Source organism: Nocardioides sp. (assembly GCF_036493135.1).
Classification (GTDB): domain Bacteria; phylum Actinomycetota; class Actinomycetes; order Propionibacteriales; family Nocardioidaceae; genus Nocardioides.
This window is the reverse complement of sequence record NZ_DASXQG010000042.1, coordinates 22,117-44,367: the sequence shown is the minus strand read 5'-3', so window position 1 is coordinate 44,367 and position 22,251 is coordinate 22,117. Positions and strand designations below refer to the sequence as shown.

Annotated in this window: 19 protein-coding genes; 7 read left to right on the top strand and 12 right to left on the bottom strand. The window is 69.7% G+C overall.

Annotated elements, in window-relative coordinates:
- Window positions 1–44: 44 nt before the first annotated feature.
- Complete coding sequence (locus VGJ24_RS06690; protein ID WP_331499733.1) at window positions 45–1,118, top strand: hypothetical protein; 1,074 nt, start codon at window positions 45–47, stop codon at window positions 1,116–1,118.
- Window positions 1,119–1,122: 4 nt separating this feature from the next.
- On the opposite strand, the gene VGJ24_RS06685 is transcribed toward VGJ24_RS06690, so the two are convergent.
- Entirely contained in the window at window positions 1,123–2,199 is a 1,077-nt protein-coding gene (locus tag VGJ24_RS06685; RefSeq protein WP_331499732.1) for a phosphotransferase, read from the bottom strand.
- Window positions 2,200–2,291: 92 nt separating this feature from the next.
- Here VGJ24_RS06685 and VGJ24_RS06680 point away from each other — a divergent pair, with 92 nt between their 5' ends.
- On the top strand, window positions 2,292–3,590 hold the full coding sequence (locus VGJ24_RS06680; RefSeq protein ID WP_331499731.1) for an O-antigen ligase family protein: 1,299 nt from the start codon (window positions 2,292–2,294) through the stop codon (window positions 3,588–3,590).
- Here the strand turns inward: VGJ24_RS06680 and VGJ24_RS06675 are convergent.
- Together VGJ24_RS06675 and VGJ24_RS06670 are read right to left on the bottom strand one after the other, a co-directional pair.
- The gene (locus tag VGJ24_RS06675) at window positions 3,583–4,437 is read right to left on the bottom strand and encodes a sulfotransferase domain-containing protein (protein WP_331499730.1); all 855 of its coding nucleotides are present in this window, start codon (window positions 4,435–4,437) and stop codon (window positions 3,583–3,585) included. The two genes, VGJ24_RS06680 and VGJ24_RS06675, sit on opposite strands and share 8 nt — an antisense overlap.
- Window positions 4,427–5,563: a hypothetical protein gene (locus VGJ24_RS06670; RefSeq protein ID WP_331499729.1), complete on the bottom strand. Its 1,137-nt coding sequence runs from the start codon at window positions 5,561–5,563 to the stop codon at window positions 4,427–4,429. The genes VGJ24_RS06675 and VGJ24_RS06670 overlap by 11 nt, the downstream gene beginning before the upstream one ends.
- 145 nt (window positions 5,564–5,708) lie before the next feature.
- Between VGJ24_RS06670 and VGJ24_RS06665 the strand changes: the two genes are divergently transcribed.
- Window positions 5,709–7,256 carry an oligosaccharide flippase family protein gene (locus tag VGJ24_RS06665; protein ID WP_331499728.1) on the top strand — a complete coding sequence of 516 codons (1,548 nt, stop codon included), beginning with the start codon at window positions 5,709–5,711 and terminating at the stop codon, window positions 7,254–7,256.
- A 25-nt stretch (window positions 7,257–7,281) separates the two neighbouring features.
- On the opposite strand, the gene VGJ24_RS06660 is transcribed toward VGJ24_RS06665, so the two are convergent.
- The 9 genes from VGJ24_RS06660 to msrA form a co-directional block, all read right to left on the bottom strand.
- Window positions 7,282–8,451, bottom strand: a complete 1,170-nt coding sequence (locus tag VGJ24_RS06660) for a hypothetical protein (protein ID WP_331499727.1) — start codon at window positions 8,449–8,451, stop codon at window positions 7,282–7,284.
- 204 nt (window positions 8,452–8,655) lie between these two features.
- Window positions 8,656–9,786, bottom strand: a complete 1,131-nt coding sequence (locus VGJ24_RS06655) for a hypothetical protein (protein WP_331499726.1) — start codon at window positions 9,784–9,786, stop codon at window positions 8,656–8,658.
- A 79-nt stretch (window positions 9,787–9,865) separates the two neighbouring features.
- Window positions 9,866–10,999, bottom strand: a complete 1,134-nt coding sequence (locus VGJ24_RS06650) for a hypothetical protein (RefSeq protein WP_331499725.1) — start codon at window positions 10,997–10,999, stop codon at window positions 9,866–9,868.
- A 125-nt stretch (window positions 11,000–11,124) separates the two neighbouring features.
- Complete coding sequence (locus tag VGJ24_RS06645) at window positions 11,125–11,853, bottom strand: polysaccharide deacetylase family protein (protein ID WP_331499724.1); 729 nt, start codon at window positions 11,851–11,853, stop codon at window positions 11,125–11,127.
- A 44-nt stretch (window positions 11,854–11,897) separates the two neighbouring features.
- Complete coding sequence (locus VGJ24_RS06640; RefSeq protein ID WP_331499723.1) at window positions 11,898–13,229, bottom strand: AarF/ABC1/UbiB kinase family protein; 1,332 nt, start codon at window positions 13,227–13,229, stop codon at window positions 11,898–11,900.
- Between the two features lie 58 nt (window positions 13,230–13,287).
- The gene (locus tag VGJ24_RS06635; protein ID WP_331499722.1) at window positions 13,288–14,475 is read right to left on the bottom strand and encodes a hypothetical protein; all 1,188 of its coding nucleotides are present in this window, start codon (window positions 14,473–14,475) and stop codon (window positions 13,288–13,290) included.
- Window positions 14,476–14,625: 150 nt separating this feature from the next.
- Window positions 14,626–14,985 carry a YciI family protein gene (locus VGJ24_RS06630; protein WP_331499721.1) on the bottom strand — a complete coding sequence of 120 codons (360 nt, stop codon included), beginning with the start codon at window positions 14,983–14,985 and terminating at the stop codon, window positions 14,626–14,628.
- Window positions 14,982–16,139, bottom strand: a complete 1,158-nt coding sequence (locus tag VGJ24_RS06625; protein ID WP_331499720.1) for an acyltransferase — start codon at window positions 16,137–16,139, stop codon at window positions 14,982–14,984. The genes VGJ24_RS06630 and VGJ24_RS06625 overlap by 4 nt, the downstream gene beginning before the upstream one ends.
- A 141-nt stretch (window positions 16,140–16,280) precedes the next feature.
- Entirely contained in the window at window positions 16,281–16,937 is a 657-nt protein-coding gene (gene msrA, locus VGJ24_RS06620) for a peptide-methionine (S)-S-oxide reductase MsrA (protein WP_414691046.1), read from the bottom strand.
- 156 nt (window positions 16,938–17,093) lie between these two features.
- On the opposite strand from msrA, the gene VGJ24_RS06615 reads away from it, so the two are divergent.
- Genes VGJ24_RS06615 through ilvA form a run of 4 tightly spaced genes read left to right on the top strand, consistent with a single transcriptional unit; the run spans window position 17,094 to window position 22,251 of the window.
- A complete protein-coding gene (locus tag VGJ24_RS06615; protein ID WP_331499719.1) occupies window positions 17,094–18,260 on the top strand; it encodes a cystathionine gamma-synthase in 1,167 nt (388 codons plus the stop codon).
- Window positions 18,253–19,644 carry a glutamate mutase L gene (locus VGJ24_RS06610; RefSeq protein ID WP_331499718.1) on the top strand — a complete coding sequence of 464 codons (1,392 nt, stop codon included), beginning with the start codon at window positions 18,253–18,255 and terminating at the stop codon, window positions 19,642–19,644. The genes VGJ24_RS06615 and VGJ24_RS06610 overlap by 8 nt, the downstream gene beginning before the upstream one ends.
- Window positions 19,641–21,044 (top strand): AI-2E family transporter, encoded by a 1,404-nt coding sequence (locus VGJ24_RS06605; RefSeq protein WP_331499717.1) that lies wholly within the window; start codon window positions 19,641–19,643, stop codon window positions 21,042–21,044. The genes VGJ24_RS06610 and VGJ24_RS06605 overlap by 4 nt, the downstream gene beginning before the upstream one ends.
- The gene (gene ilvA, locus VGJ24_RS06600; protein WP_331499716.1) at window positions 21,037–22,251 is read left to right on the top strand and encodes a threonine ammonia-lyase; all 1,215 of its coding nucleotides are present in this window, start codon (window positions 21,037–21,039) and stop codon (window positions 22,249–22,251) included. The genes VGJ24_RS06605 and ilvA overlap by 8 nt, the downstream gene beginning before the upstream one ends.

The following is a 22,251-nucleotide window of genomic DNA, read 5'->3' as shown; positions in this document are numbered from 1 at the left end:
CAGTTCGCTCACAAGGTGACCACAGGCCCTCTACTGTTGGTGCGGTGAAGGGGGACCGTGTGGAGACCGGCTCGGACGTTTTCGCCACCTTGACGTGGGGCCTCCGCCGCTACGTCGCACTGGTCCTGGCGCTCATGCTGGCCCTCGGTGTGCTGGTGCCGTTCCTCCTCTCGGGACGCACCGACGAGTACCAGGCGACCGCGCAGGTCGGCCCGACCCAGAAGCTGCAGCTGTCCAACGCGGACCCGCTGCCGCGCATCGCCGAATCGGTCTTCAACAACGGCGCCGTCGAGATCGCCGTCCGCAGGGAGCTGAACCAGCCGAAGGGGAACGTCATCCCGTCGAAGGTGCGGCTGATCGCGGCCCAGGACAATCTCGTCCTGGAGGTCCAGGCCCATGCGTCCACGGCTGCCCAGGCGATGGCCATCGCCAACACGGCGGCCGAGGCCTTCGTGATCGAGCTCGGCGACTACCAGAACTCCGTCGCGCCCTTCGTGCTCACACACAAGGCCGTCGTCGCCAAGAAGGTTCCCAAGATCGCGGGTGGCTCTGCCTCGGTGGCTCTAGGGCTCGTCGGCGGACTGCTCGCGGGCGTGGCACTGGTCGGACTGGTGCTGGTGATCCGTCGTCCGGTCGTGGAGATCTCCACCGCGCAGGACATCACCGGTTCACCCGTGATCGGTCGCATCCGCCTGCGGCGCCACGGACCACAGGATTCCGACGATCGTGCGATCGGGTTGCTCTGCCGCCGCCTGCTCACCACGTCCGCGTCGGCCATCCACGTGGCCGCGCCCACGCATGCGCAGGCGGAACAGGTGGCCGGGGTGATGAACGAGGTCTTCGGGCGGATGCCGCCCATGCCGCGACCGCATCCCAAGCGGCCCGGTGGAAACGGTGGCGTGGCGCCCATGCCGAAGGTGACCGCACCCGAACGGGCCGACGACTGGATCTGCGCTCCCGACGACAAGGCCTACACCGTGCTGCTGGCTCCGATCGGGATCAGCACGCGCAAGCTGCGGCTCTTCGCGGAGGCGCACGACACCGGTAATGCCACGGGCGTCGTCATGGTCACCACGCACCGCGGCAACGCGAAGCCGAAGCCCGCTGTCAAGGACTGAGATGTCAGCCCTGGCTCGCGAGGTCGAGCAGGCGCTCGGCCTCGGCGCGGACCCGGTGATCGGCCAGGGCGGCCGATCGTCGGGCGATCCGACCCGGCACGTCGCGCCGCGGGTTGTCGAGCATCGCGGTCCACTTGTCCATCAGGATCAGCAGCTCGTACGCGCGCAACGGCGCCTGGTCGGCGTGCGGCCCGAGGTACGCCGCGACGACGGCCGCCTCGAGCGCGTCGAGCGCGCCGGCGCCGAAGGCCAGCCCGTGCGTGTGGACCTGCTCGCCGATCAGCCGGATGCCGACCAGGAACCGGCACAGGTCGTCGTACGTCGGCACGCGCCACCGCGGCAGTGGGTCGAGGACCGTGAGCCGGCCGTCGCGCAGCAGCATGTTGCGAGGCGCGAAGTCTCCGTGGCCGACCGTCAACGGCAGCTCGCGGGGGAGCCGCTCGGAGACGAGCTGGGTGCCCTTCGTCGCCACACGACGCCAGTCGCGCGAGTCGAGGAACTCGCCGTAGGCGCGCAGTCGGTCGACCACCACCTCACGCGTGCCCTGTCTGACCGGGCGGTCGGACTCTTCGGAGCGCTCCTGGAAGGTTCGGAGCCAGCGGCCGGCGAGCGTGCAGCCGGCGATCGCGTCGTCGAGGCTGCCGCGCCCGCGACGCAGCCGGCTCAGGTCGAGCACGACGTTCCGCAGCGTCGGGGCGTCGGTGAAGGACATCACGATTCCCGCGTCGTCCCGCATCAGGAGCAGAGGGCGCACGACGCCGAGGCCCGCCGTGTCACCGCAGGCACGCTCGATCGCCGCCAACCCCGACCACTCGAGGACCGTCAGCTGCTCGACGGTCGCGGGCTCGTCCCGCAGCCGCGGCCGTGTGCCGGCACCGGGCCGGCTCACGGAGTCGCGTCGGAACTTGGCCAGCGCCGCCGGCACCTCGGCCCCGTCCAGGTGGACGGTCAGGAGCAGGCACTTCGGCCGGTCGGCCAGGACCCGCACCTCGAGCCCGGAGTGGGGTTGGTCGGGAAACCACTCGTGCGTGTGCGGGACGATGCTCTGCAGGAGCGTCTCGACGAGTCGCCCGACCGCCAACCCTGCCCCCGCCGCGTGCTCGGTCCGGGCGCATCTGTGACCCGGAGAAAGGTCGACAGGCTAGCACGCAGGAACCGTGAGGGGGTGGCACCATGTCCGGCCTGATGCTGGTGCTGCTCGCCCCGCTCGGGGTGCTCTTCGCCCTGCTCTGCATCCAGAAACCGCTGACCGTCTCGCTCCCGTTGTTCGCGGCCTCGATCCCGTTCGGGAGCCTGATCGGGATCGGTCACTCCCGCTTCAGCTCGCTCTCCTCGATCCTGGGCTTCTTGATGCTGATCGGCCTCACGCTGCGCCTGGTGGTCGTTCGCAAGCAGCGGGCGCCGCTGTCCGGGACGGTCTTCCTCTGGATCGCTTTCGTCGCGGTCGCCACCACCACGGCGCTGTGGAGCCTCGGTCCTTCGCTGACCGCCAACGGTGTCCTGGAGATCGGCAGCCTGGTCGCGCTCTATGCCCTGATCTCGATGAACCAGATCGACCGCGAGATCGTCCACCGGGTCGAACAAGGACTGATCGCGGGTGGCCTCGCCGCGGTCGGGTACGGCGTGGTGCAGCTGACCCTGCTCGGCGGGTTCCCCAACGACGTACCGGGGCTGCCGCCGGGACCCGGTGGCCGCTTCGGCAACGACATGCTCGGTCCCAACAACAACGCCGTGGCCTTCCTGCTGCCGTTCTGCATCTGTCTACAACGCGCCGCCACCGCACCGAAAGCGAGCACTCGTCGGCTGCATGCCGCCTTCGCCTTCCTGATGTTCGTCGGCATGGTGATGACCGGCTCGCGTGGCGGCATGCTCGCCGCGGTCCTGTGCATCGTGGTGCTGATCGCCGCCGTCCCGCGAGGTCGGGGGATCCTGGCCGCCTTCCTGGTCACCGGTGTCATCGCCGGACTGGTGGCCTTCTTCCTGCACCCCCTCGGGCTCGCCGAGCGCGAGGTCTCGACCACCTCGTCATCGGGCCGCACCAGCATCTGGAAGGTGGGCCTGGCGGCCTGTCCGCAGTACTGCCCCTTGGGCTCCGGCTGGGAAACGTTCCCGATCGTGTACGAGCGCACCCAACCGACGGTGCCGGGTGCCGAGGTGCTGGTCGGCAAGGGCGGCTCCTACCAGCCGCACAACGTGATCCTGCTGGTGGGCATCGAGCTGGGCGTCCCCGGCCTGCTCTTCTTCTTCTCGGTCCTCGGCCTCTCGTTGGTCGAGGCATGGCGGCTGCCGCGAGCGGTGAGAGGTCCACCGCTGGCGGCCCTGCTCGGCACCTATCAGGCGTCGTTGTTCTTGTCGAACCTCGGCTACAAGTTCTTCTGGATGGCGTTCATCATGGTCGCCCTCTATCGCAGCGCGAGCTACCTCGAACGTGCGGAAGAGCGCGAGGCGGCGGAGCTCGACCCGGTCAGGTGACCTGCGCCGAGGTGTAGCCCCAGCGCTGGGAGACGGGCTGGCCCAGCAGCTCGTCGAGCCGCGCCACCTCGTCGGCGAAGCCCCGACGGAGCTCGGCAGCGACGGCCGGGTCGAGGCGTGGCTTGTCGTCCCGGTACTGCTTGTAGAGCGCCGAGCGGACCACCGTGGAGCGCTTGATCTTCGAGCGCCACCGGCGCATCCCGACCGACGCGGCCATCTTCGAGGCGCGCTTGGCCATTCCGACCATGGCGGAGTTCCGCGGCCGACCCGCCGGCATCCGCTCGCGCAGGTCTCCCGCCGACAGCAAGATCCGGTCGATGCCCAGGAAGTCGTACACCTCGTCGGCGTACTCCTGAGCGCCGGTCTTGAGGTCGTCGAAGAGGCCGACATGGATCTGGGTCGCCGGGAAGTGCTCGAGGTAGTGGGACAGGTGGGTGGCATAGCGCCCGCGGTCGAGAAGCCGGGGATACTGCTCGACGGCCTCGGTGAAGCTCCCGGTGAAGCCGTTGTTCTTGGCCAGGTCGAGATAGTCGGAGAACGCCCGGTCGACCGGCTCGCGCAGGCACACCAGCAGTTGCATGGCGGGCGAGTACGTCGCGATCCGCGCCGGTGCCTCGGGTGAGGAGAGGTAGGAGTGGGAGAACTCGCCGACCGCGCGGCCATCGGCGCCCTCGAACTGCGCGCGATACCAGTCCAGGCCGCGGTCGTAGTGGGCGTCGAAGTAGTAGAGGCCCTTGTTGGAGGCGAGCCACACGTCGGGGTGGATCGCCAAGGCGTTGAAGAGCCAGGTCGACCCCGCCTTGCTGGTGCCGATGTAGAGGAAGTCGGGGACCGTGTCAGGGCGCACTCGGGTCATATCCTTCCGGCAAGACGTCCCAGTATTGGGTCGTGAAGGGCAGCGTGCAGAGGTCATTGGCGGTGACCGTCCAGAGCTGCCCGCGGCCCTCGGCCTTGGTGTCCTCGAGCTTGAGAGCGGTGGTGCCACCGGAGTCGCCGAGGTAGACGCCGTACTTCTGCAGCGCCTCCGCGATCACCAGCGCCTGCGGGTGCAGACCGAGGGCCTTGAGGTTGATCGACGGCTTGATCCGCATCCTGAGCCCCTCGGGAGGGGCGCCGACCGACGGGTCGGTCTCGTCGCCGTCGGAGCCGGTCATCGGGAAGACGAAGCGGTTCGACAGCTCGGGACCGGAGGCGATCTTGAGGACGTTGCGGACCTCGCCGTTCTGGACCATGTCCAACCGGACGTACGACGTGGCGCCGTTGTTGCCCCGGTGGGTCCCGACGTTGCGCGGGTCGTCGGACTTGCCGGAGGCCGCGATCAGGCCGTTGGAGTCCACGAAGGTGACCGTGCCGCCGGACGCGGACCAGGTGTCGGTGGCCGGGCGGTAGTGGGCGTCGGTCAGCAGCGCGACGTACCCCCGCTTCATGTCGTAGACCGACATCGTCCCGTCGGAGTTGTTCGCGCTCCGCGCTCCCGCCGGGATGCGCAGGTGCCGCATCTCGGGCGGGGCGCCGTCGGGCAGGCCACGCACGTCGTACTCGGGATCGCCGGGCCGCGCCCAGTACGCCGGTTGGCCCCACTTGTTCCGCTGGGCACCCGCGAGGCGCAGACAGCCGTGCCCGCTCTGCGGCGCCGTGCTCAGGTAGTTGAGGATCTGTGCACCGTCGGGATCCAGAGGCGCGTTCGCCGGGACGGGGCTGTTCCACCAGGACTGGTCGATGAACGGCCGGTAGGGCCGCCCCTGGGCGTCCAGGGGCGCCTCGCGCCACTTCGACGGCGCCGTGGTGGGTGGGGCGGTCTTGGGCTGCCCGCCACCACCGAAGGGGCGCACGACGACGAGGAACACCGCAACCACCAGCGCCACCACCACGAGAGCCCCGAGGAGGGGCCCGCGGGCGCGACGACGCGGCGCGTGCTTGCCACCTGCCTGAATGGAGGCAGGCGACTCGATCGTCCCCCGGCGGTCACCCACGTGGTCATGATATGGGTCAGGTGGGTGCCCGTGGGAGGATCGTGAGATACCCGTGATCCCCTGAATTGGGGGACGTTCTCGGATTCGCTCCGCAAGCCACCATCGGATCCCTATCCTGCAGGGTGGCAATGTTCACGGGGGGGCGATGACGGACCAGATGGAGGGACCGAGCAGCAGCGCGGACGCCGCCAGGCTCAACAAGCGGAACGTCCGCGGCTCGATGCTGCTCCTCGTCGGGCGCCTCGTCTCGCTGCTCTTCACGGTCCTCACCCAGATCGTGATCGTCCGCGCGCTCAGCAAGACCGACTACGGCGTCTTCGCCTACGCCTTCACGATCACCGCCGCCGGCCGGATCGTGCTGAGTCTCGGCCAGGGCCGGGGGCTCAGCCGGTTCATGGCGAAGTACGAGGAGGAGAAGGACTACGCCCGCATGTTCGGGGCGATCCTGATGGCCGTCGGAGCGATCACGGTCACCTCTTTCGTGCTGCTGGGCGGGATGGCGGTCGGCCTGGCGCCACTGATCGGCAAGTCGTTCGACAACCCGAGCACCACCGGGGTGTTGCTGGCCCTGATGTTCCTGGCACCGCTCAATGCGCTCGACCAGGTCTTCGTGTCGATCTTCGCCGTCTTCTCCAAGCCGACCGCGATCTTCTTCCGCAAGTACCTCCTGACGCCGGCGCTGCAGCTCGGCGTGGTGGTCTTCATCGCCTACACCGGCGGCACGGTCGCAGCGCTCGCGCTCGGCTACGTGCTCACCAGTGCGTTCGGCATCCTGATCTACTTCTGGCTCTTCTTCGCCGTCATGCGCGAGCGGGGCATCACCTTCCGGCTCGGACGGGACAAGGTCATCTTCCCCTTCCGGGAGGTGTTCTCGTTCTCGGTGCCGACCCTCACCACCGAGCTGGTCTACCTGGTCACCAACACCGGAAGCGTGATCATCCTGGGTCACTTCCATGGCGCCAAGGCGCTCGCCAACTTCCGCGCCGTACTGCCGGCGGCGCGCCTCAACCAGGTCGTCTATCAGACCTTCGTGACGATGTTCCTGCCGATGACCGCCCGGCTGCACACACGTGGCGACCATGAAGGGGTCCGCGAGACCTACTGGCACAGCTCGCACTTCCAGGCCGTGGCGACGTTCCCGATCATGGTGATGACGACGGTGTTCGCCCGAGAAACCACCGTCACGCTCTTCGGCGAGCGCTATGCCGGCGCGGCGTCGGTGCTGGTGGCCCTGTCGGTCGGCTACTACGTCAGCGTCGCGCTGGGCTTCAACACCTACGTGCTGCAGGTCTACGGAAAGTTCAAGTTCCTCATCTACTCCAACCTCGGCGTCTGTGTCGTCAGCCTCGCCCTGGCATTCGCGCTCAGCCCGAGGTACGGCGCCACGGGTGCCGCGGTGGCGAACGGCGCCACCATGGCCGCCCAGAACATCGTCAACCAGATGGCCCTGATCCGGGTGCTGGGTTGGGGCTCGAACCCGATGCGCTGGATCCGGCCGTACATCGTGGTGGCCGCAGGTCTGCTCGTGCTGGTGGCGGTCCGGCTGGCCGTCAACCCCGGCTTCCTCGAGGCGATGCTGGTCTCGACCATCGTCACCCTGGGCGTGGTGCGCGTGACGCGGCGCGAGCTCGACCTGCTCGCGATGTTTCCCGAGCTGCGCAAGATCAAGCCTTTGCGCCTCTTGATGGCCTGAGCCTGGATCCAGGCTGAGCCCCACCTCAGTTCAGCAGCGAGGTCAGCCGTTCTGCCTGCTGCTCGAACCAGCCGCTACCGGCCCGCACCCGGACCCGGCGTGCGACCTGGCGTGCCCGACCACGCGCCGGGCGTTTTCCGACCAGCTCTCCCCAGCGGTCCATCAGCAGCAACGACTGGTAGAGGTGCAGCTCGTGGGCCGGCGGGTGACCGCCGCCGGCGTAGGACTCGAGCAGTCGGGCCTCCCACCGGTCGCACAGGTCGCCGTCGAGCAACCGCCCGTGGGTCATCACCTGTGGGCCGAGCAGCCGGACGCCCATCGTGAGCCGCGCCAAGTCCTCGTACACGCACACCCGCCACATGGGGAGCGGGTCGAACACGGTGATCCGGCCGCGTGGCCCGACGAACACGTTCTGGCCGGTGTAATCGCCGTGCCCCGCCGCCGCCGGCAGCTCGACCGGATACACCAGCTCGGCACGCTCGGCCACGGTGCGGGCCAGCCGATGGACCGGCCCGGGCTCGGCGCCGGCACGCAGGAGGAACTCCCGGGACCGTTGGACGTGCTCGACCAGCTCGTCACGTCGGGTCATCCGGGGCGGCAGCGCATCGCCCTTGTCGGCGGCGTGGAAGCGTCGGAGCCACTCGCCCAACGCCGTCCACGTCTGCTCCTCGTCGCTCGGGCTCGTCCGCCGGACCAGGGCGCGCCGCCAGCGGCGCTCCAGCAGCTGCCGCAGCGTCGGCTCGTCGACGTACTCCATGACGATCCCGGCCGGGCCGTCCAGCCACGCCAGGGCACGCAGTACGCCGAAGCGCTCCGGGTCGGCGCCGTCCATCGCCTGGGCGGCCTGCCTCAGTCCGGTGAACTCGCAGCCGGCCGAGTCTCGATCCGACATCGTGCGCTGTGGGGTGAGCTGAGGCCGGTCGCCGAATCGCTCCGCGCGTCGCAACGTCTCGTGTGAATGGCGGATCTTCACCACGACGTCACGCCGACTCGTCCCGTCGGTGAGGGCGAACCGATAGACGAAGCAACGCGGCCGCGCGTAGAGCTTGACCAAGCTGCTCGTGACGGGGGTCGTGTCGAAGCAGGAGAACCAGTCCCCTGCGGAGTCGCGGGCCAGGATCGAGAAGGCGCGCACCACCTCGTCGGCCTCGGCAGAGTCCGCGCCGCTCTCCCGCTTCGAGGGTCCCGACGTCATCCCGCTCCCCGTCCCCCAGATCGCGTCTGTCCCACCGAGCTGCCACCGAGCTGCTCCGCCTGCTCTCAGCCCGTCTCGGAAAGGGAGAAGGTATCAGGCTGGTTCAGCCGGCGCGGGTCGACGACGGGACGAGGCCGACCACGGTGGCAACTGCAGTCGCCGCCGTGGCCGGCTGTCCGAGTCTGCGGACTCGACGTCAGGACCTCAGATGACGGGATAGGCGGCGAAGAACGGCAGCTTGTTGTTGATCACCACGCCGTTCTTACCGGGCACGCCCTCGCCCTGGAAGTCGCCACCCACCCACAGCTTCCCGCCGGTCGCGGTGATGGTCCACACACCGGGATAGGGCTTGTAGATCCTGGGGTTGAACGACGCGATGGGCAGACCGGTCGCCGTGGACACCGCCGCCACGTTGGTGACGCTGACCGGGTTGCGCGGGTTGAAGGTGGCGTACCCGCTGTTGACCCAGTGCGCGAAGTGACCACCGAGGTAGACCGTTCCGTCGGGGTCGAGCCAGAGGGCCTGGACGTCGCCGTCGGCAGAGACGAGCTGCCACGGCTGCCGGCCGGTGCTCAGGTTGAACGCGCCGAGGAAGCCCTGGAGGCCGGAGCTCCCCACGTAGGCGTTCGTGCCGTCGGTGACCACGTCCCAGTACTGGTCACAGTCGAAGCACAGCTTGCTCGGTGCCCAGCTCGACAAGGTGTTGTCGGACAGGTCGATCATGGCCAGGTTGGAGCGCGGGATGGTGGTGTTGATCCGGGTGAACGCGCCGCTCAGGAGCAGCCGAGAACCGGTCATGGTCAGACCGAGGACATCGCCGTTGGCCTGGAAGGTGAAGGCCGCGTCGAGCTTCCCGGTGGCGGCGACGACGGCGCCGATGCCGCGGTGGGCGACGCCGGACACACTCGTGATCTTCCCGGCGACGTAGAGGTCGCTGCCGTAGGCGACCAGGTCACGGACCTCGCCGGCGGCTGCCGCCTTCCACTTCGGGAGCACGGTGTGGTCGGCGACGTTGATCGCGACGAGGTGCCGGTGGGTGGCACCGTCGACCGTGCTGAACGTTCCGCCGGCGTACAGCGTGTTGCCGTCGGGCGACAGCGCCAGCGCGCGGACGTCCTTGTTGGCGGGCACCACCCAGAGCGTGTTGCCGGTGGCAGGGTCGATCGCGGCGATGCCGCCAATGCCGTCGAGCTTGCCACCGACGTACAGCACACCGTTGCCCGCGAGGCTGGAGTGCACTGCCCCGGTCGGGTGCCACGGCAGGGGAAGGGCCTGCGGGGTGTAGGCCGCGTTCGCAGCGGACAAACCGAGAGCGGTCGTGACCGCCCCCGCCACTACGGCTACGGTCGCAAATCTGCTGGTCCAACGCATGGTGTCTTCCCCCAAATGAGACGGTTGTGTGGATCCGCTGCGATCACCCTGGATACGCGGCGAAGTACGGCTTCTTGTTGTTCTGTCCATTCACCTGTTCGCCGGTGAAGTCGCCACCGACCCACAACTTGCCGGCGGTGGAGGTGAACGACCAGACGCCGGGATAGGCCTTGTAGAGCGTCGGCGTCCACGACGGGTCGATCGAGCCGTTCGCGGTGAACACCGACACCAGCATCTTCGCGTCGACGATGTTCTGCGGCATGGGCCCGCTCCAGACGCCCAGGCCGAAGTGGCCGCCGAAGTAGACCTTGCCGTCGCCGGGCAGCCAGGCAGCCTGGAAGTCGCCGGTGCCACGGATGATGCGCCAGGGCTGCAGGCCGGTGGCCAGGCTGAATGCGCCGGCGGCGTTTCCTGAGGTCGCGACGTAGGCGTTGGTGCCGTCGGTCTGAACGTCCCAGTACTGGTCGCAGCTCGAGCACAGCTTGGCCGGCGCCCAGCCGGTCAGGGTGTTGGTGGGCAGGTCGATGGATGCCAGCTCGTTGCGAGCCACGCCGTTGATGTGGGTGAACGAGCCGCTCAGGATCAGCCGGGTGCCGGTCAGGGCCAGGCCGAGCACGTCGTTGTCGGCCGAGAACGTGAAGCTCGCGTCGCGGGTCCCCGTCGTGGCGTTGAGGGCCCCGATCCCACGCTGGGCGACACCCCCGACGGTGGTGATCTTGCCGGCGACGTAGAGATCGCTGCCGCTCACGATCAGGTCGCGGACCGTGCCACCCGCCACGCCCTTGAACGCGGTGACCAGGCTGTGGTTGGCGGTGCTGAGCGCGGCCACGTGACGGTGGGTGACGCCGTTGACCGTGGTGAAGTTCCCGCCGGCGTAGAGCGTGCTGCCGTCCGCCGACAGGGCGAGCGCACGCACGTCGTTGTTGGCCGGAACCAGCCACAGCAGGTTGCCGGAGGCGGCGTCGACCGCGGCGATGCCACCGGTCCCGTCGAGCTTGCCGCCCAGGTAGACGACGCCGTTGTTCGAGAGGCTGGCGTGTACCGCACCGGCCGGGTTCCAGGGCAAGGTGATCGGGTCGTGTGCATAGTTGGCGTGGGCGGGCGCGGCGAGACCGAGCACGGTCGCCACGCTCGTCGCGGCCGTGGCGAGGAATGCAAATGTGCGCGTCCGACGCATGGCGAGCCCCCCAAAGGTTCAACCTGTACGCGGAGCATAAGGAGCAGATGCCGCAGATTGACCCCGCGAAGGCACGATTCCCCAATCTTGAGGAGTCGCCGCTCAGGGGGCGCAAACGGCCCGAATCACCCGTGTCTGCGCAGGAGCCGGGAGTGCCGGACGTCGAGGTAGCGCCGATGAGATTTTACCGCCAGCGTCCGGGTGCCGTTGCCGCGATGGATCCCCACGCGCGGTACGGCGTACTCGTCGACCCGCTCGGGGCCCTCGGGCAGCGCGAAGGCATGGCTGTACCCGGCCAGGCGGGCCGCTCGTCGTACGCCGTCGTCGTGGAGGCCGCGTGGGTAGGCGAGGAACGGCACCGGGGTCTTCAGCAGGTCCTCGAGGAACTCCCGGCTGCGGCGCAGATCGCCCACGCAGGCGCCCTCGTCGAGCTCGGGCAGGTCCTGGTGGGCCCAGCTGTGTGACTGCAGGTCGACACCGAGGTCGCGCAGGTGCAGGACCTCCTCGACCGTCAGCGTGGTGAGGGGCCACGGCGGCGGGGTGCGCACCCACCACGCGTCGAGGCTCTCGTCGGTGAGGGTCTGCGCCACCAGGAAGATCGTCATCGGGAGCCGGTGGCGCTGCACCTCGGGCAGCGCATGCTCGAGGACCCCGGTGAAGCCGTCGTCGAAGGTCAGCGCCGCCATCCCGCGCGGGAGCCGTCCCTTGCGGTCAAGGCGCGGCACGGCCTCGCCGAGCGGCACGACGGTGCGGTGCCGGGCCAACCACGCGGCGTGGTCGGCGAACTCGGCGGGCCGCATCGCCAGCGGCGACTCCCACGCCGGATCCACCGAGTGGTAGCAGAGGATGGTCACACGCGCTCCGAGGTTCGTGGGCTCATGGTGCGGTCACCGTAACGTCAGCCGGCGAAGCCGGGGAGGTTCTCCTCCAGGATCGCCCGGAACGGCGCCTCGGCGCCGAGCTGGCTGAGCACCCCGACGCCACCCAGCCAGGTGCGGTGGATGAGCAGGTACGCCGGCGGCAGGTTGAGCTTGAGCGCCACGGCGTACGTCGGCTCCTTGGGGTTGTTGATCCGCTGGAACTGACCCTGCATCCACTCCCGCGAGAAGCGGAAGCGTTCGACCAGGGTCGGCTCGACGAACGGCGACAGGTAGTCCAGGACGAGCGCCGGGTCGACGTCGAGCCCGGGCTTGATGAAGCCTTCCTCGCGCAGCCCCGCCGCGAGCTCGTCCGGTGCACGGTCCCCGGCCATGCGGATCAGCCGCCCCATGGCCTCCGGGAGCCCCGCGTCCGGGAGGCGGGCGACAGCCCCGAAGTCCAGCACCCCGAGCCGGCCCGGGCTGCCGTCGTCGTTCGGGAGGATCCGGAAGTTGCCGGGGTGGGGGTCGGCATGCAGCATCCCGGTGCGCGACGGCCCGGCGAAGAGGAACCGCACGAACAGCTCGCCGTAGTGGTCGCGCTCCTCCTGCGTCCCGTCGCGGATCACCGACGCGAGCGAGGCCGGGCTGTCCAGCCACTCCGTGACCAGGACCTGGTGACCGACGGCGACGACGTCGGGCACCACGATGTCGGGGTCGTCGCGGAAGGCGTCGGCGAACGCGTGCTGCGCCTCGGCCTCCAGGGTGTAGTCCAGCTCGTCCTTGGCGCGTGCCTGCAGCTCTTCGATCAGGGGCTTCACCTCGATGCCCGGGACGAGCGGGCCGATCGTGCGGGCGAGCCGCGCGAGCTGACGCAGGTCCGACTGCAGTGCCTCGCCCGCGCCCGGGTACTGCACCTTCACCGCGACCTCGCGCCGGTCCTGCCAGCGGCCCTGGTGCACCTGGCCGATGCTCGCGGCCGCGGTCGGACCGCCGTCCAGCCACACCAGCTCGTCTCTCCAGTCGGCGCCGAGGTCCTGCTCGATCTGGTCGCGGACCGTCTGGGTCGGCATCGGGGGCGCGGAGTCCTGGAGCCGGGTCAGCTCGGTGCGGTACGGCGCGACCAGCTCGTCGGGCAGGGCGGCCTCGAGCACCGACATCGCCTGTCCGAACTTCATCGCTCCGCCCTTGAGCTCGCCCAGGGTCCGGAACAGCTGCTCGGCGGTCCGCTGCTGGATCTCGCTCATCACCGCCTCCGCCGGGCGCCCTCCGAGGCGTTTGCCGAGTCCGAGCGCGTTCCGTCCGGCGTACCCGAGCGGCAGCGCCGCCAACCGCGCGGTGCGCGCGACGGCCCTGCGGGGCAGCTCGGTCATGTCGTCATTCTCCCTGACGCATGGGTGCCGGGACCGCCGGCGCACGGCCGGCCCCTGATCAGCTCCTCGGGAAGCCGACGAACGCTTGCTGGGGAGCCTCGTTGATCTCGGTGAACACCCCACCGGCGTAGACGGTGGAGGCCGAGGTCGCGAGTGAGAACACTCCGAGTCCGCTGTTCGCGTGCGGCTTCCACGGCCTCAGCGCGCCGGTCTTGGGGCTCAGCGCCAGCAGATGCGCTCGGGGGGCCAGGACCTGCAGGCAGTCGAAGCCGATCTGCGGCCCGCCGATGTTGCCGACGCAGACGTTGCGGAAGTGGCCCCCCGCAAGCAGGGCCCCGTCAGAGAGAGCGATCGTCTGGACTCCGCCGTCGGTCTGGATCGACCAGGCCTTTCTGCCGCCGGTCGTGTACGCGGCGACCCGGCCGCCGGGTCCGTTGCCGCCGGCGAACACGCGCTTCTTGGTGAGGACGATCTGCCACACGGGGAAGCCCGGGTGCCGCCGCCACGGCAGCAGCTTCCCTGTCGACGACAGCTTGGCCAGGTGCGGCTCGGAGCGCCCGTTGACGATGTTGAACTCGCCTCCGAGAAAGACCTTGGTCCGGTCGCGCGACACCTGGATGGTCCGCACGGAGTTGTTCGCACCCGGATGCCAGGTGCGGATCAGTCGCCCGCCCAGGGTGAGCGCGGCGATGCGCTTCCGGTGCGTGTGCCTCACGCTCGTGAACGAGCCGCCGAGGTAGAGCCGCGAGCGGGTCCGGTAGAGGGCGAGCACTTCGCCGTTGGTGTTCGCGTGGAAGCGCGTGATCGCGCCGGTCGCGGCCTTCACGGCCCCCGCGTTGTGGCGGCGAGCACCTGCCAGCCTGCTGAACTTGCCGCCGACGTAGATGACCTTGCGGTCCGCCGAGGTCGCCAGGGCGGAGACGGAGCCGTTCGCTCCCGGGTTCCAGGCGCGGAGCCTCCCGTTGTCCGCCCGGAAGGCGGCCAGGTGTGCGCGCGGAACCTCCCGCGTGCCGGGAGCTGCCCCGGATGGTCGGACCGCGGTGAAGTCACCACCGATGTAGATCGTGTTCCGCACGACGATGATCGCGGAGACGCGACCGTTCGTCTGGTACGTCGCGGCGGAGATGTTGCCGAGTCGCGAGCCACCCGCGTGGGCGGTCTCCATGACCGGCAGCAGGGCGAGCGGAGCCAGCATCAGGCTGGTGGCGGCCACGAGGGCGCGCCGGAGCAAAGGTCGGTCGAGCATTGGATCCCCCAGGGCAGCTTCGACCCGATCGTGACACACGGCTCAACCGCCCTGGGGCACAACCCCCGAAAAATTACCCGCCGCGGTCGCTGCCGGAGACTCCCGCGGCGAACCCCGAGCGGGTGAGCCCGCCCGTGCTCGACGATGAAGTCACTCGACCCGAGGCTGCGGCTTGAAGCGGCGGACCTCATGGGGCCAGCCGCACGCCTCCGCCACCTTGCCGGCCCACATCTTGGCGGCCTCGTCATCGGCCACGTCCACCACGGCGAACCCGCCCAAAAACTCCTTGGTCTCGACGTAGGGTCCGTCGGTGATCACCACGGTGCCGCTGGTGGGGTCGGCGCCGTAGACTGGCCCGTCCTCCTCCTCGAGCCCCCCGGCGAAGACGTACACGCCGGCCGTCTTCATCTCTTCCACCACCGCCATGGCGAGCGGTCCGCGCCCACGGAACCACTCCTCGGTGTGGTCGCCCACCCACTGTTGGTTGAAGTACATGAGGTACTCGGTCATGACCGCTCCTTCTCCTGTGGCGCACCCAGTGGTCCGCGTTCACCCACCCCACGAACGGCGACAGGCGAATCCGACACGGTTTCCCGGAGAATCAAACACCGCCGGTCGCGTGCGGCCACCCCGGATCGTCGCCCGAACCTGGCCCGCAGCGGGCGCTCAACCAACCGGAAGCTCGCCTCAGCCAGCACGACCGCCATGGCAATCCAGGCGAGATCACCGACGACCGTATGCCCGAGTGCGTGAAGTATCGCGATGCGCGCCAGGACATTCCAGAGATAGATCGAATACGACCGCTCACCGAGCCACCGCATCGGGCCGGTCGACAGCAGCGATCCAACTGCCGATAGCGGCCGGGTCACGACTCCGATCAACAGCACGAGAGTCAGTCCGGTCCCCGTGACCGTCACCAGGGAGGTGCGAGTGGTGTCGTTCCGAGCGGCCAGGACGGGCAGGAGGGCGAGCGCCAGCAGCGCACCCGGCGCCAGGTAGCGGACCGACTGTGACAGCCAGTCGTTCTGAACGACGAGCGCAAGCAGGCAGCCGACCAGGATGGGCAGCGCATTGGTGTCGCTCCCGACGTACTCGTGCGGATCGAACCGCACCGCTTGACTCAGGCCGAGGTAGAGGTTGAGCCCGAGGGTGATCCCGATGAGGGCCACGGTGAGCGCGGTGAACAGGCGAGGGTTGCGGCGGTAGCCCCAGAGCAGCGCGAACGGCCACAGCAGGTAGAACTGCTCTTCGACCGAGAGCGACCAGGTGTAGTTGAAGTAGTCGTAGGTGGCGAAGAAGTGGCCGGTCCAGTCATAGAGGCTGGTGGCATACGCAAGAGCCGTGCCGGCGGGGGCCAGGACCTGCCCGACACCGAGGTCTCGTCGGTCGATGAGCAGCACGACGGTCGTCACCGCGACGACCGTCAACAAGCCCGGGCCGAGGCGCGCCGCGCGTCGGCGGTAGAACGCGCGCAGATCGATGGTGCCGGTGTGGAGCTCGCGGACCAGGAGGGTGGTGATCAGATACCCCGACAGGCAGAAGAACACGGTCACGCCGACGTAGCCGTTGACGAGCGGCTTGGTCGGGGCGTGCTGGCCCAGGACCAGGAGGATCGCCACCCCCCGGACGCCATCCAGTCCAGGCTGGTGACCAGCGTCGATCACAACCGAATCTACGCACCAGCCTCATCCGCGGTTCGAAGCACTCGGTTCGAAGCGCGGGTGGGGGACCCCGGGGAACGAGCTCTGCGTCGAGTAGACCTCTGAGAGGAAGGGGCCAGGTGGCCCCTTCCTCTTCAGTAGTTGTCAGGCGGTTTCGGGGAAGCGGATGCCGGTGCTCGAGTGGCAGCGATACCCGAACGGGTTCTTGGCGAGGTACTGCTGGTGGTGGTCCTCGGCGTAGTAGTAGGTGATCTCCGAGGCGGGGCGGACCTCGGTGGTGATGTCGCCGATGCGCTGCCGGTGCAGCTCGTCGCCGTAGATCTTGGTCAGCTCGCGGGAGGTCTGCTCCTGCTCGGGCGTCGTCCAGTAGATCGCCGAGCGGTACTGCGTCCCGACGTCGTTGCCCTGGCGCATGCCCTGCGTCGGGTCGTGGACCTCGAAGAAGGTTTTCACCAGGTCGGCGTACGACACCTGGGCGGGGTCGTAGACGACCCGCACGGCCTCGGTGTGGCCGGTACGGCCACTGCAGACCTCGTCGTAGGTCGGGTTCGGCGTCACGCCGCCGGCATACCCGACGGAGGTCGACCACACGCCCGGGACCTGCCAGTAGATCTCCTCGGCGCCCCAGAAGCAGCCGAGCCCGAACAGCGCGACCTCGTAGCCCTCGGGGACCTCGTCGGTGATCACCGGCGCGTCGAGCACCACGTGCTTGTCGGCGACGGTGAACGACCGTACGTCGCGGCCCCGCAGGGCCTCATCGGCGTTCGGCAGGGTGGTAGAACGGCGGGAGAAGATCGACACGTTGACTCCTTCACGAGCACCTGGATGGTGCTCTCACAGTCTGCAACACCGTAGGGAGCCGCGTCGTTCCCGGCGGCGGTGACGAGTCCATGACGTCTTTCGCTGGTTGAGGAGGTCGCTCTGCGGCCGTCTCGAAACCACCACTACCGTGGCTCCGTGACCCAGGAGCACCGACAGAAGTCCGGTTTCGACACCCGCGCCATCCATGCCGGTTACGAGCCCGACCCGAGCACGGGCGCGGTGATCGCGCCCATCTACGCCACCAGCACGTACAAGCAGGACGGTGTCGGCGGACTGCGCGGCGGCTACGAGTACAGCCGTAGTGCCAACCCGACCCGGACCGCCCTCGAGGGTGCGCTGGCGGCGCTGGAGGAGGGGGAGCGGGGGTTCGCGTTCGCCAGCGGTCTGGCCGCCGAGGACACGATCCTGCGCGCCTTGACCAGCCCCGGCGACCACGTGGTGATCCCGGACGACGCGTACGGCGGCACCTTCCGGCTCTTCGAGAGGGTCGAGAAGCGCTGGGGCCTCGACAACACTCCGGTCGCGATCTCCGACGTCGACGCGGTCCGCGGGGCCCTGCGCGCCGGCGCCACGCGCATGGTCTGGGTAGAGACACCCACCAACCCGCTGCTCAACATCGCCGACATCGAGGCCCTCGCCTCCTTGGCCCACGACGCCGGTGCGCTGCTGGTCGTCGACAACACCTTCGCGTCGCCGTACCTCCAGCAGCCGCTCAGCCTCGGGGCCGACATCGTCGTCCACTCGACGACCAAGTACGTCGGCGGGCACAGCGACGTGGTCGGTGGCGCCGTCGTGGTCCGCGACCTCGACCTGGCCGAGGCGATCACCTTCCATCAGAACGCGATGGGTGCGGTCCCCGGTCCGTTCGACTGCTTCCTCACCCACCGCGGCATCAAGACGCTCGGGGTCCGGATGGACCGGCACTGCGACAACGCCGAGCGGGTGGTGGAGTTCCTGTCGGCGCACCCCAAGGTCGCCACGATCTACTTCCCCGGTCTCCCCGAGCACCCGGGCCACGACGTGGCGGCGCGTCAGATGAAGAGGTTCGGCGGCATGGTCAGCTTCCGTCACACGGACGGCGAGCAGGCCGCCGTCGACACCTGTGGCCGGGCGGAGGTGTTCACGCTCGGGGAGTCGCTGGGCGGCGTGGAGAGCCTGATCGAGCACCCGGGCCGGATGACCCACATGAGTGTCGCCGGCACCGAGCTCGAGGTCCCCGGAGACCTGATCCGGCTCAGCGTCGGGATCGAGACCGTCGACGACCTGATCGCGGACCTCGACCGTGCGCTTTCCGGTGGCTGAGGAAGGCGTCCTGGCGCCTGTCTCGACACCACCGGGACCTGAGCAGGGCCTCGTCATCTGCGTCGACTTCGGCTCGACGTTCACCAAGGCCTCGCTCGTCGACGTGACCGCCGGCACCATCGTCGCGGCCGCCGAGCACCGCACCACGATCGACACCGACGTCCTGGACGCGTACGACGCATGCCTCGCGGCGCTGCGCGAACAGGACCCCCGCGCGAGCGATGCGCCGACCCTGGCCTGTTCCAGCGCCGGCGGGGGTCTGAGGATCGCGGTCGTCGGCAACGAGGAGCTCGTCACCGCCGAGGCGGGACGGCGGGTCGCGCTGTCGAGCGGCGGGAAGGTGGTCGCGGTGTTCGCGGCCAGCCGCGGCGACGACCTGGGCGAGATCCCCGGCTGCGAGCCCGACGTCGTGCTGCTCACCGGGGGCACCGATGGCGGAAACCGCGAGCCGATCCTGGCCTGCGCACGCGCGCTCGCCACAACCTGGCAGGGCCCGGTCGTCGTCGCCGGCAATGTCGACGCCCAGGCCGACGTGGCGGAGATCCTGGCCCACCACCCGCTCGTGGTCGCGCCGAACATCGTGCCGCGGATCGGCGTCCTCGCCCCCGAGGGCGCCCGTACGGCGATCCGCGAGCTCTTCCTCTCGCATGTCATCGGCGGCAAGCACCTGAGCAGCCGCGACGACTTCCTCGCGATGGTGCAGGGCGCGACTCCCGATGTGGTGCTGACCGGCGTCGAGCTCCTGGCCGACGTCGCCGGAGACACCGTGGTCGTCGACGTCGGCGGGGCCACGACCGACGTACACAGCGTCGTCGAGCTCGACCCGGAGGACGCCGGCCTCAGCCGCGAGGTGGTGGCGACCACCCGGGTCACCCGCACCGTGGAGGGCGACCTCGGCATGCGCTGGTCGGCGGTGACGACCGTCGAGGCCGCCGGCCGGGCCGATCTGACCGAAGCAGCGGTACGTCGTCGCGCCGACGTCGGATTCGTGCCCCACGACGACGCCGAGTGCGACCTCGACGAGCAGATCGCCCGCGAGGCGGTCGGGCTGGCCCTGCGTCGCCACGCCGGCCGGAGCAAGGTCGTGGTCAGCCCCGAGGGACGGGTCGTCGAGCGCAGCGGAAAGGATCTCCGCGAGGTCGACCTGCTCGTCGGCTCCGGCGGCGTGCTCCGGCACGGTCGGCCCGGCGTGGCCGACCGGATCTTCGCCGGCAGCGTCGACGAGGTCGAGGGCGGCTGGCAGCTGCCGCGCCGCGCCGATGTCACCGTCGACGCCAATTACGTCCTGGCCGCCGCCGGGCTCCTGGCCGCCGAGCACCGCGACGCCGCGCGACGCCTCGTCGGCCGTCTCGCCGAGGGCAGAACACCTAGGGTGACTCCGTGAGCAACGACGCCAGCTCGCCACCCGGCGGTCATGACCCGAAAGCCGGGTCAGGCGAGCGGCTGACCGAGCGTCTGGGCCACCAGCTGGCCCATCTCCGTGCCGAGCAGCGACGGGGCGAGGCGGCCGCGATCGCCGCAGGTCCGTCGAACTTCTCGAGGGCTCAGGTGCCCTGGGGGCTCGACCTCGCGGCCGCCTGGGCCTGGCGGCTGATCATGATCGGGCTCGCGACGTACGGCCTGTTCCGTGGCGTCGAGTACTTCGCCGAGCTGACGATCCCGGTGATCGTCGCGCTCCTCATCACGGCTCTGTGCGCGCCGATCGTGTCGTGGATGGAGCGCATCGGGATCCGTCGGAAGGCCGGCGCCGGCATCGTGGTGCTCGGCCTCCTGGTCCTGGTCGGGGCGATGCTGGCGCTCGCCGGGCAGCAGATCGCCAGCGGCGCCAACGACCTCGCGACGCAGGTCTCCTCGGGCCTGGGCGACCTCAAGGACTGGCTCAGGACCGGACCCCTCCACCTCTCCAACAACCAGATCAGTGACTACATCCAGAAGGCCCAGGACAAGCTGGCCGAGCAGGCCAAGTCCGGCAAGGTCCTCAGCCAGGCCACGCACGTCGGTTCGGCCCTCGGCCACGTGCTCGCCGGACTGTTCCTGGTGCTGTTCTCGACGTACTTCTTCCTCGCGGACGGCGAGCGTATCTGGGCCTGGGTCGTCCGGATCGCTCCGCGCGCGGCGCGGTCGCGGGTCGACAGCTCCGGCCGGGTCGCCTGGATCTCGCTGACCCAGTTCGTACGCGCCACGGTGATCGTGGCGATCACTGATGCCGTCGGCGTGATGATCGCGGCGTCGATCCTCCAGGTGCAGTTCGTGTTCGCGATCGGCGTGCTGGTCTTCCTCGGGGCGTTCGTCCCGATCATCGGCGCGTTCGTCGCCGGGACCGTCGCCGTCCTGGTGGCTTTCGTCGACCACGGCATCGTGGTGGCGCTGCTCATGCTCGGGGCGGTCGTGCTCGTGCAGCAGATCGAGAGCCACGTGCTGCAACCGTTCCTGATGGGCCGCTTCGTGGCGATCCATCCGCTCGGCATCATCGTCGCGATCGCGGCCGGGATCCTCGTGGCCGGCATCCCCGGAGCGCTGGTCGCGGTGCCCTTCGCGGCGGCCGCGAACGCAGTCGTGCAGCACCTGGCCGGCGAGACCGAGGTGGGGGAGGACCCGGAGGAGGCCCTCGAGCACGACTACGACGACACCGGGCAGCACGTCGACACGGACGCCCCGAGCAGGCCCCCGGGCGACGCGGAGGACGGACTCGTCGGCGACACGAAGGACGCGGGGGTCGCGGACCAATTCGACTCCGGCTCGCCGGCGGAGCCGGTCGACCCCGGCGAGGAGGACCATGAGTGAGGTGCTCCGGGTGTCGTTGGCGGACGTCGAGCGGGCCGCGGAGACGATCAAGCCGTTGGCGCTCCGGACCCCGATGGAGGAGTCCAGGTGGCTCTCCGCACTCACCGGCAGCTCGGTCATGCTCAAGTGCGAGAACCTCCAGCGCACCGGGTCGTTCAAGGTCCGCGGCGCCTACACCCGGATGTCGCACCTCTCCGACGAGGAGCGCGCGCTCGGCGTCGTCGCCGCGTCCGCCGGCAACCACGCGCAGGGCGTCGCGCTCGCCGCCCAGGCGCTCGGGATCAAGGCGACCGTCTTCATGCCGGAGGGCGCCCCGATCCCCAAGGAGAAGGCGACGAGGGGGTACGGCGCGGACGTCGTGTTCCACGGCCGTTACCTCGAGGACTCGCTGGCCGAGGCCCGCGCCTTCCAACAGCGCACCGGCGCGATCCTGATCCACCCCTTCGACAACGCCGACGTCGTCGCGGGACAGGGGACCGTCGGTCTGGAGATCCTCGAGCAGGCACCGGCCGTCGAGACGATCGTCGTACCCTGCGGCGGGGGTGGGCTGCTGAGCGGCATCGCGGTCGCGGTCAAGGCGAAACACCCGGAGGTCCAGGTGATCGGTGTGCAAGCCGAGGGCGCCGCGGCGTACCCCGACTCGCTCGCGGCCGGGCATCCCGTCGCGCTCGAGTCGATGTCGACCATGGCCGACGGCATCGCGGTGGGGGTGCCCGGCGAGGTCACGTTCGCGACCGTGCGCGACCTCGTCGACGAGGTCGTCACCGTGTCGGAGGCCTCACTCTCGCGCGCCGTCCTGGCGACGCTCGAGCGGGCGAAGATGGTCGTCGAGCCGGCCGGTGCCGCTGCGGTGGCGGCGATCCTGGACGACCCGTCCCGCTTCGGCTCGCCGACGGTCGGGGTGCTCTCCGGCGGGAACATCGACCCGCTGCTGCTCGGCAAGGTGATCCAGCACGGCATGGCCGCCGCCGGCCGCTACCTCAACCTGCGGCTGCGCATCCCGGACCGACCCGGCGGCCTGGCGAAGCTGCTGGGCGAGCTCGGCGACGCGGGCGCCAACGTGATCGAGGTGTCGCACGCGCGCATCGACGCCGACCTGTCGCTGGACGAGGTCGAGGTGCACCTCCAGCTCGAGACGCGTGGCGAGGCGCAGGCCGAAGTGGTGCTGGCCCGCCTGCGCGAGCGCGGGTACAGGCTGTTCGAATAG

Excerpts from the sequence above, each read along its gene's own strand:
- VGJ24_RS06680 (WP_331499731.1), top strand. The coding sequence starts at position 2,292 with ATGTCCGGCCTGATGCTGGTGCTGCTCGCCCCGCTCGGGGTGCTCTTC.
- VGJ24_RS06665 (WP_331499728.1), top strand. The coding sequence starts at position 5,709 with ATGACGGACCAGATGGAGGGACCGAGCAGCAGCGCGGACGCCGCCAGG.
- VGJ24_RS06660 (WP_331499727.1), bottom strand. The coding sequence starts at position 8,451 with ATGACGTCGGGACCCTCGAAGCGGGAGAGCGGCGCGGACTCTGCCGAG.
- VGJ24_RS06650 (WP_331499725.1), bottom strand. The coding sequence starts at position 10,999 with ATGCGTCGGACGCGCACATTTGCATTCCTCGCCACGGCCGCGACGAGC.
- VGJ24_RS06640 (WP_331499723.1), bottom strand. The coding sequence starts at position 13,229 with ATGACCGAGCTGCCCCGCAGGGCCGTCGCGCGCACCGCGCGGTTGGCG.
- VGJ24_RS06635 (WP_331499722.1), bottom strand. The coding sequence starts at position 14,475 with ATGCTCGACCGACCTTTGCTCCGGCGCGCCCTCGTGGCCGCCACCAGC.
- VGJ24_RS06630 (WP_331499721.1), bottom strand. The coding sequence starts at position 14,985 with ATGACCGAGTACCTCATGTACTTCAACCAACAGTGGGTGGGCGACCAC.
- ilvA (WP_331499716.1), top strand. The coding sequence starts at position 21,037 with ATGAGTGAGGTGCTCCGGGTGTCGTTGGCGGACGTCGAGCGGGCCGCG.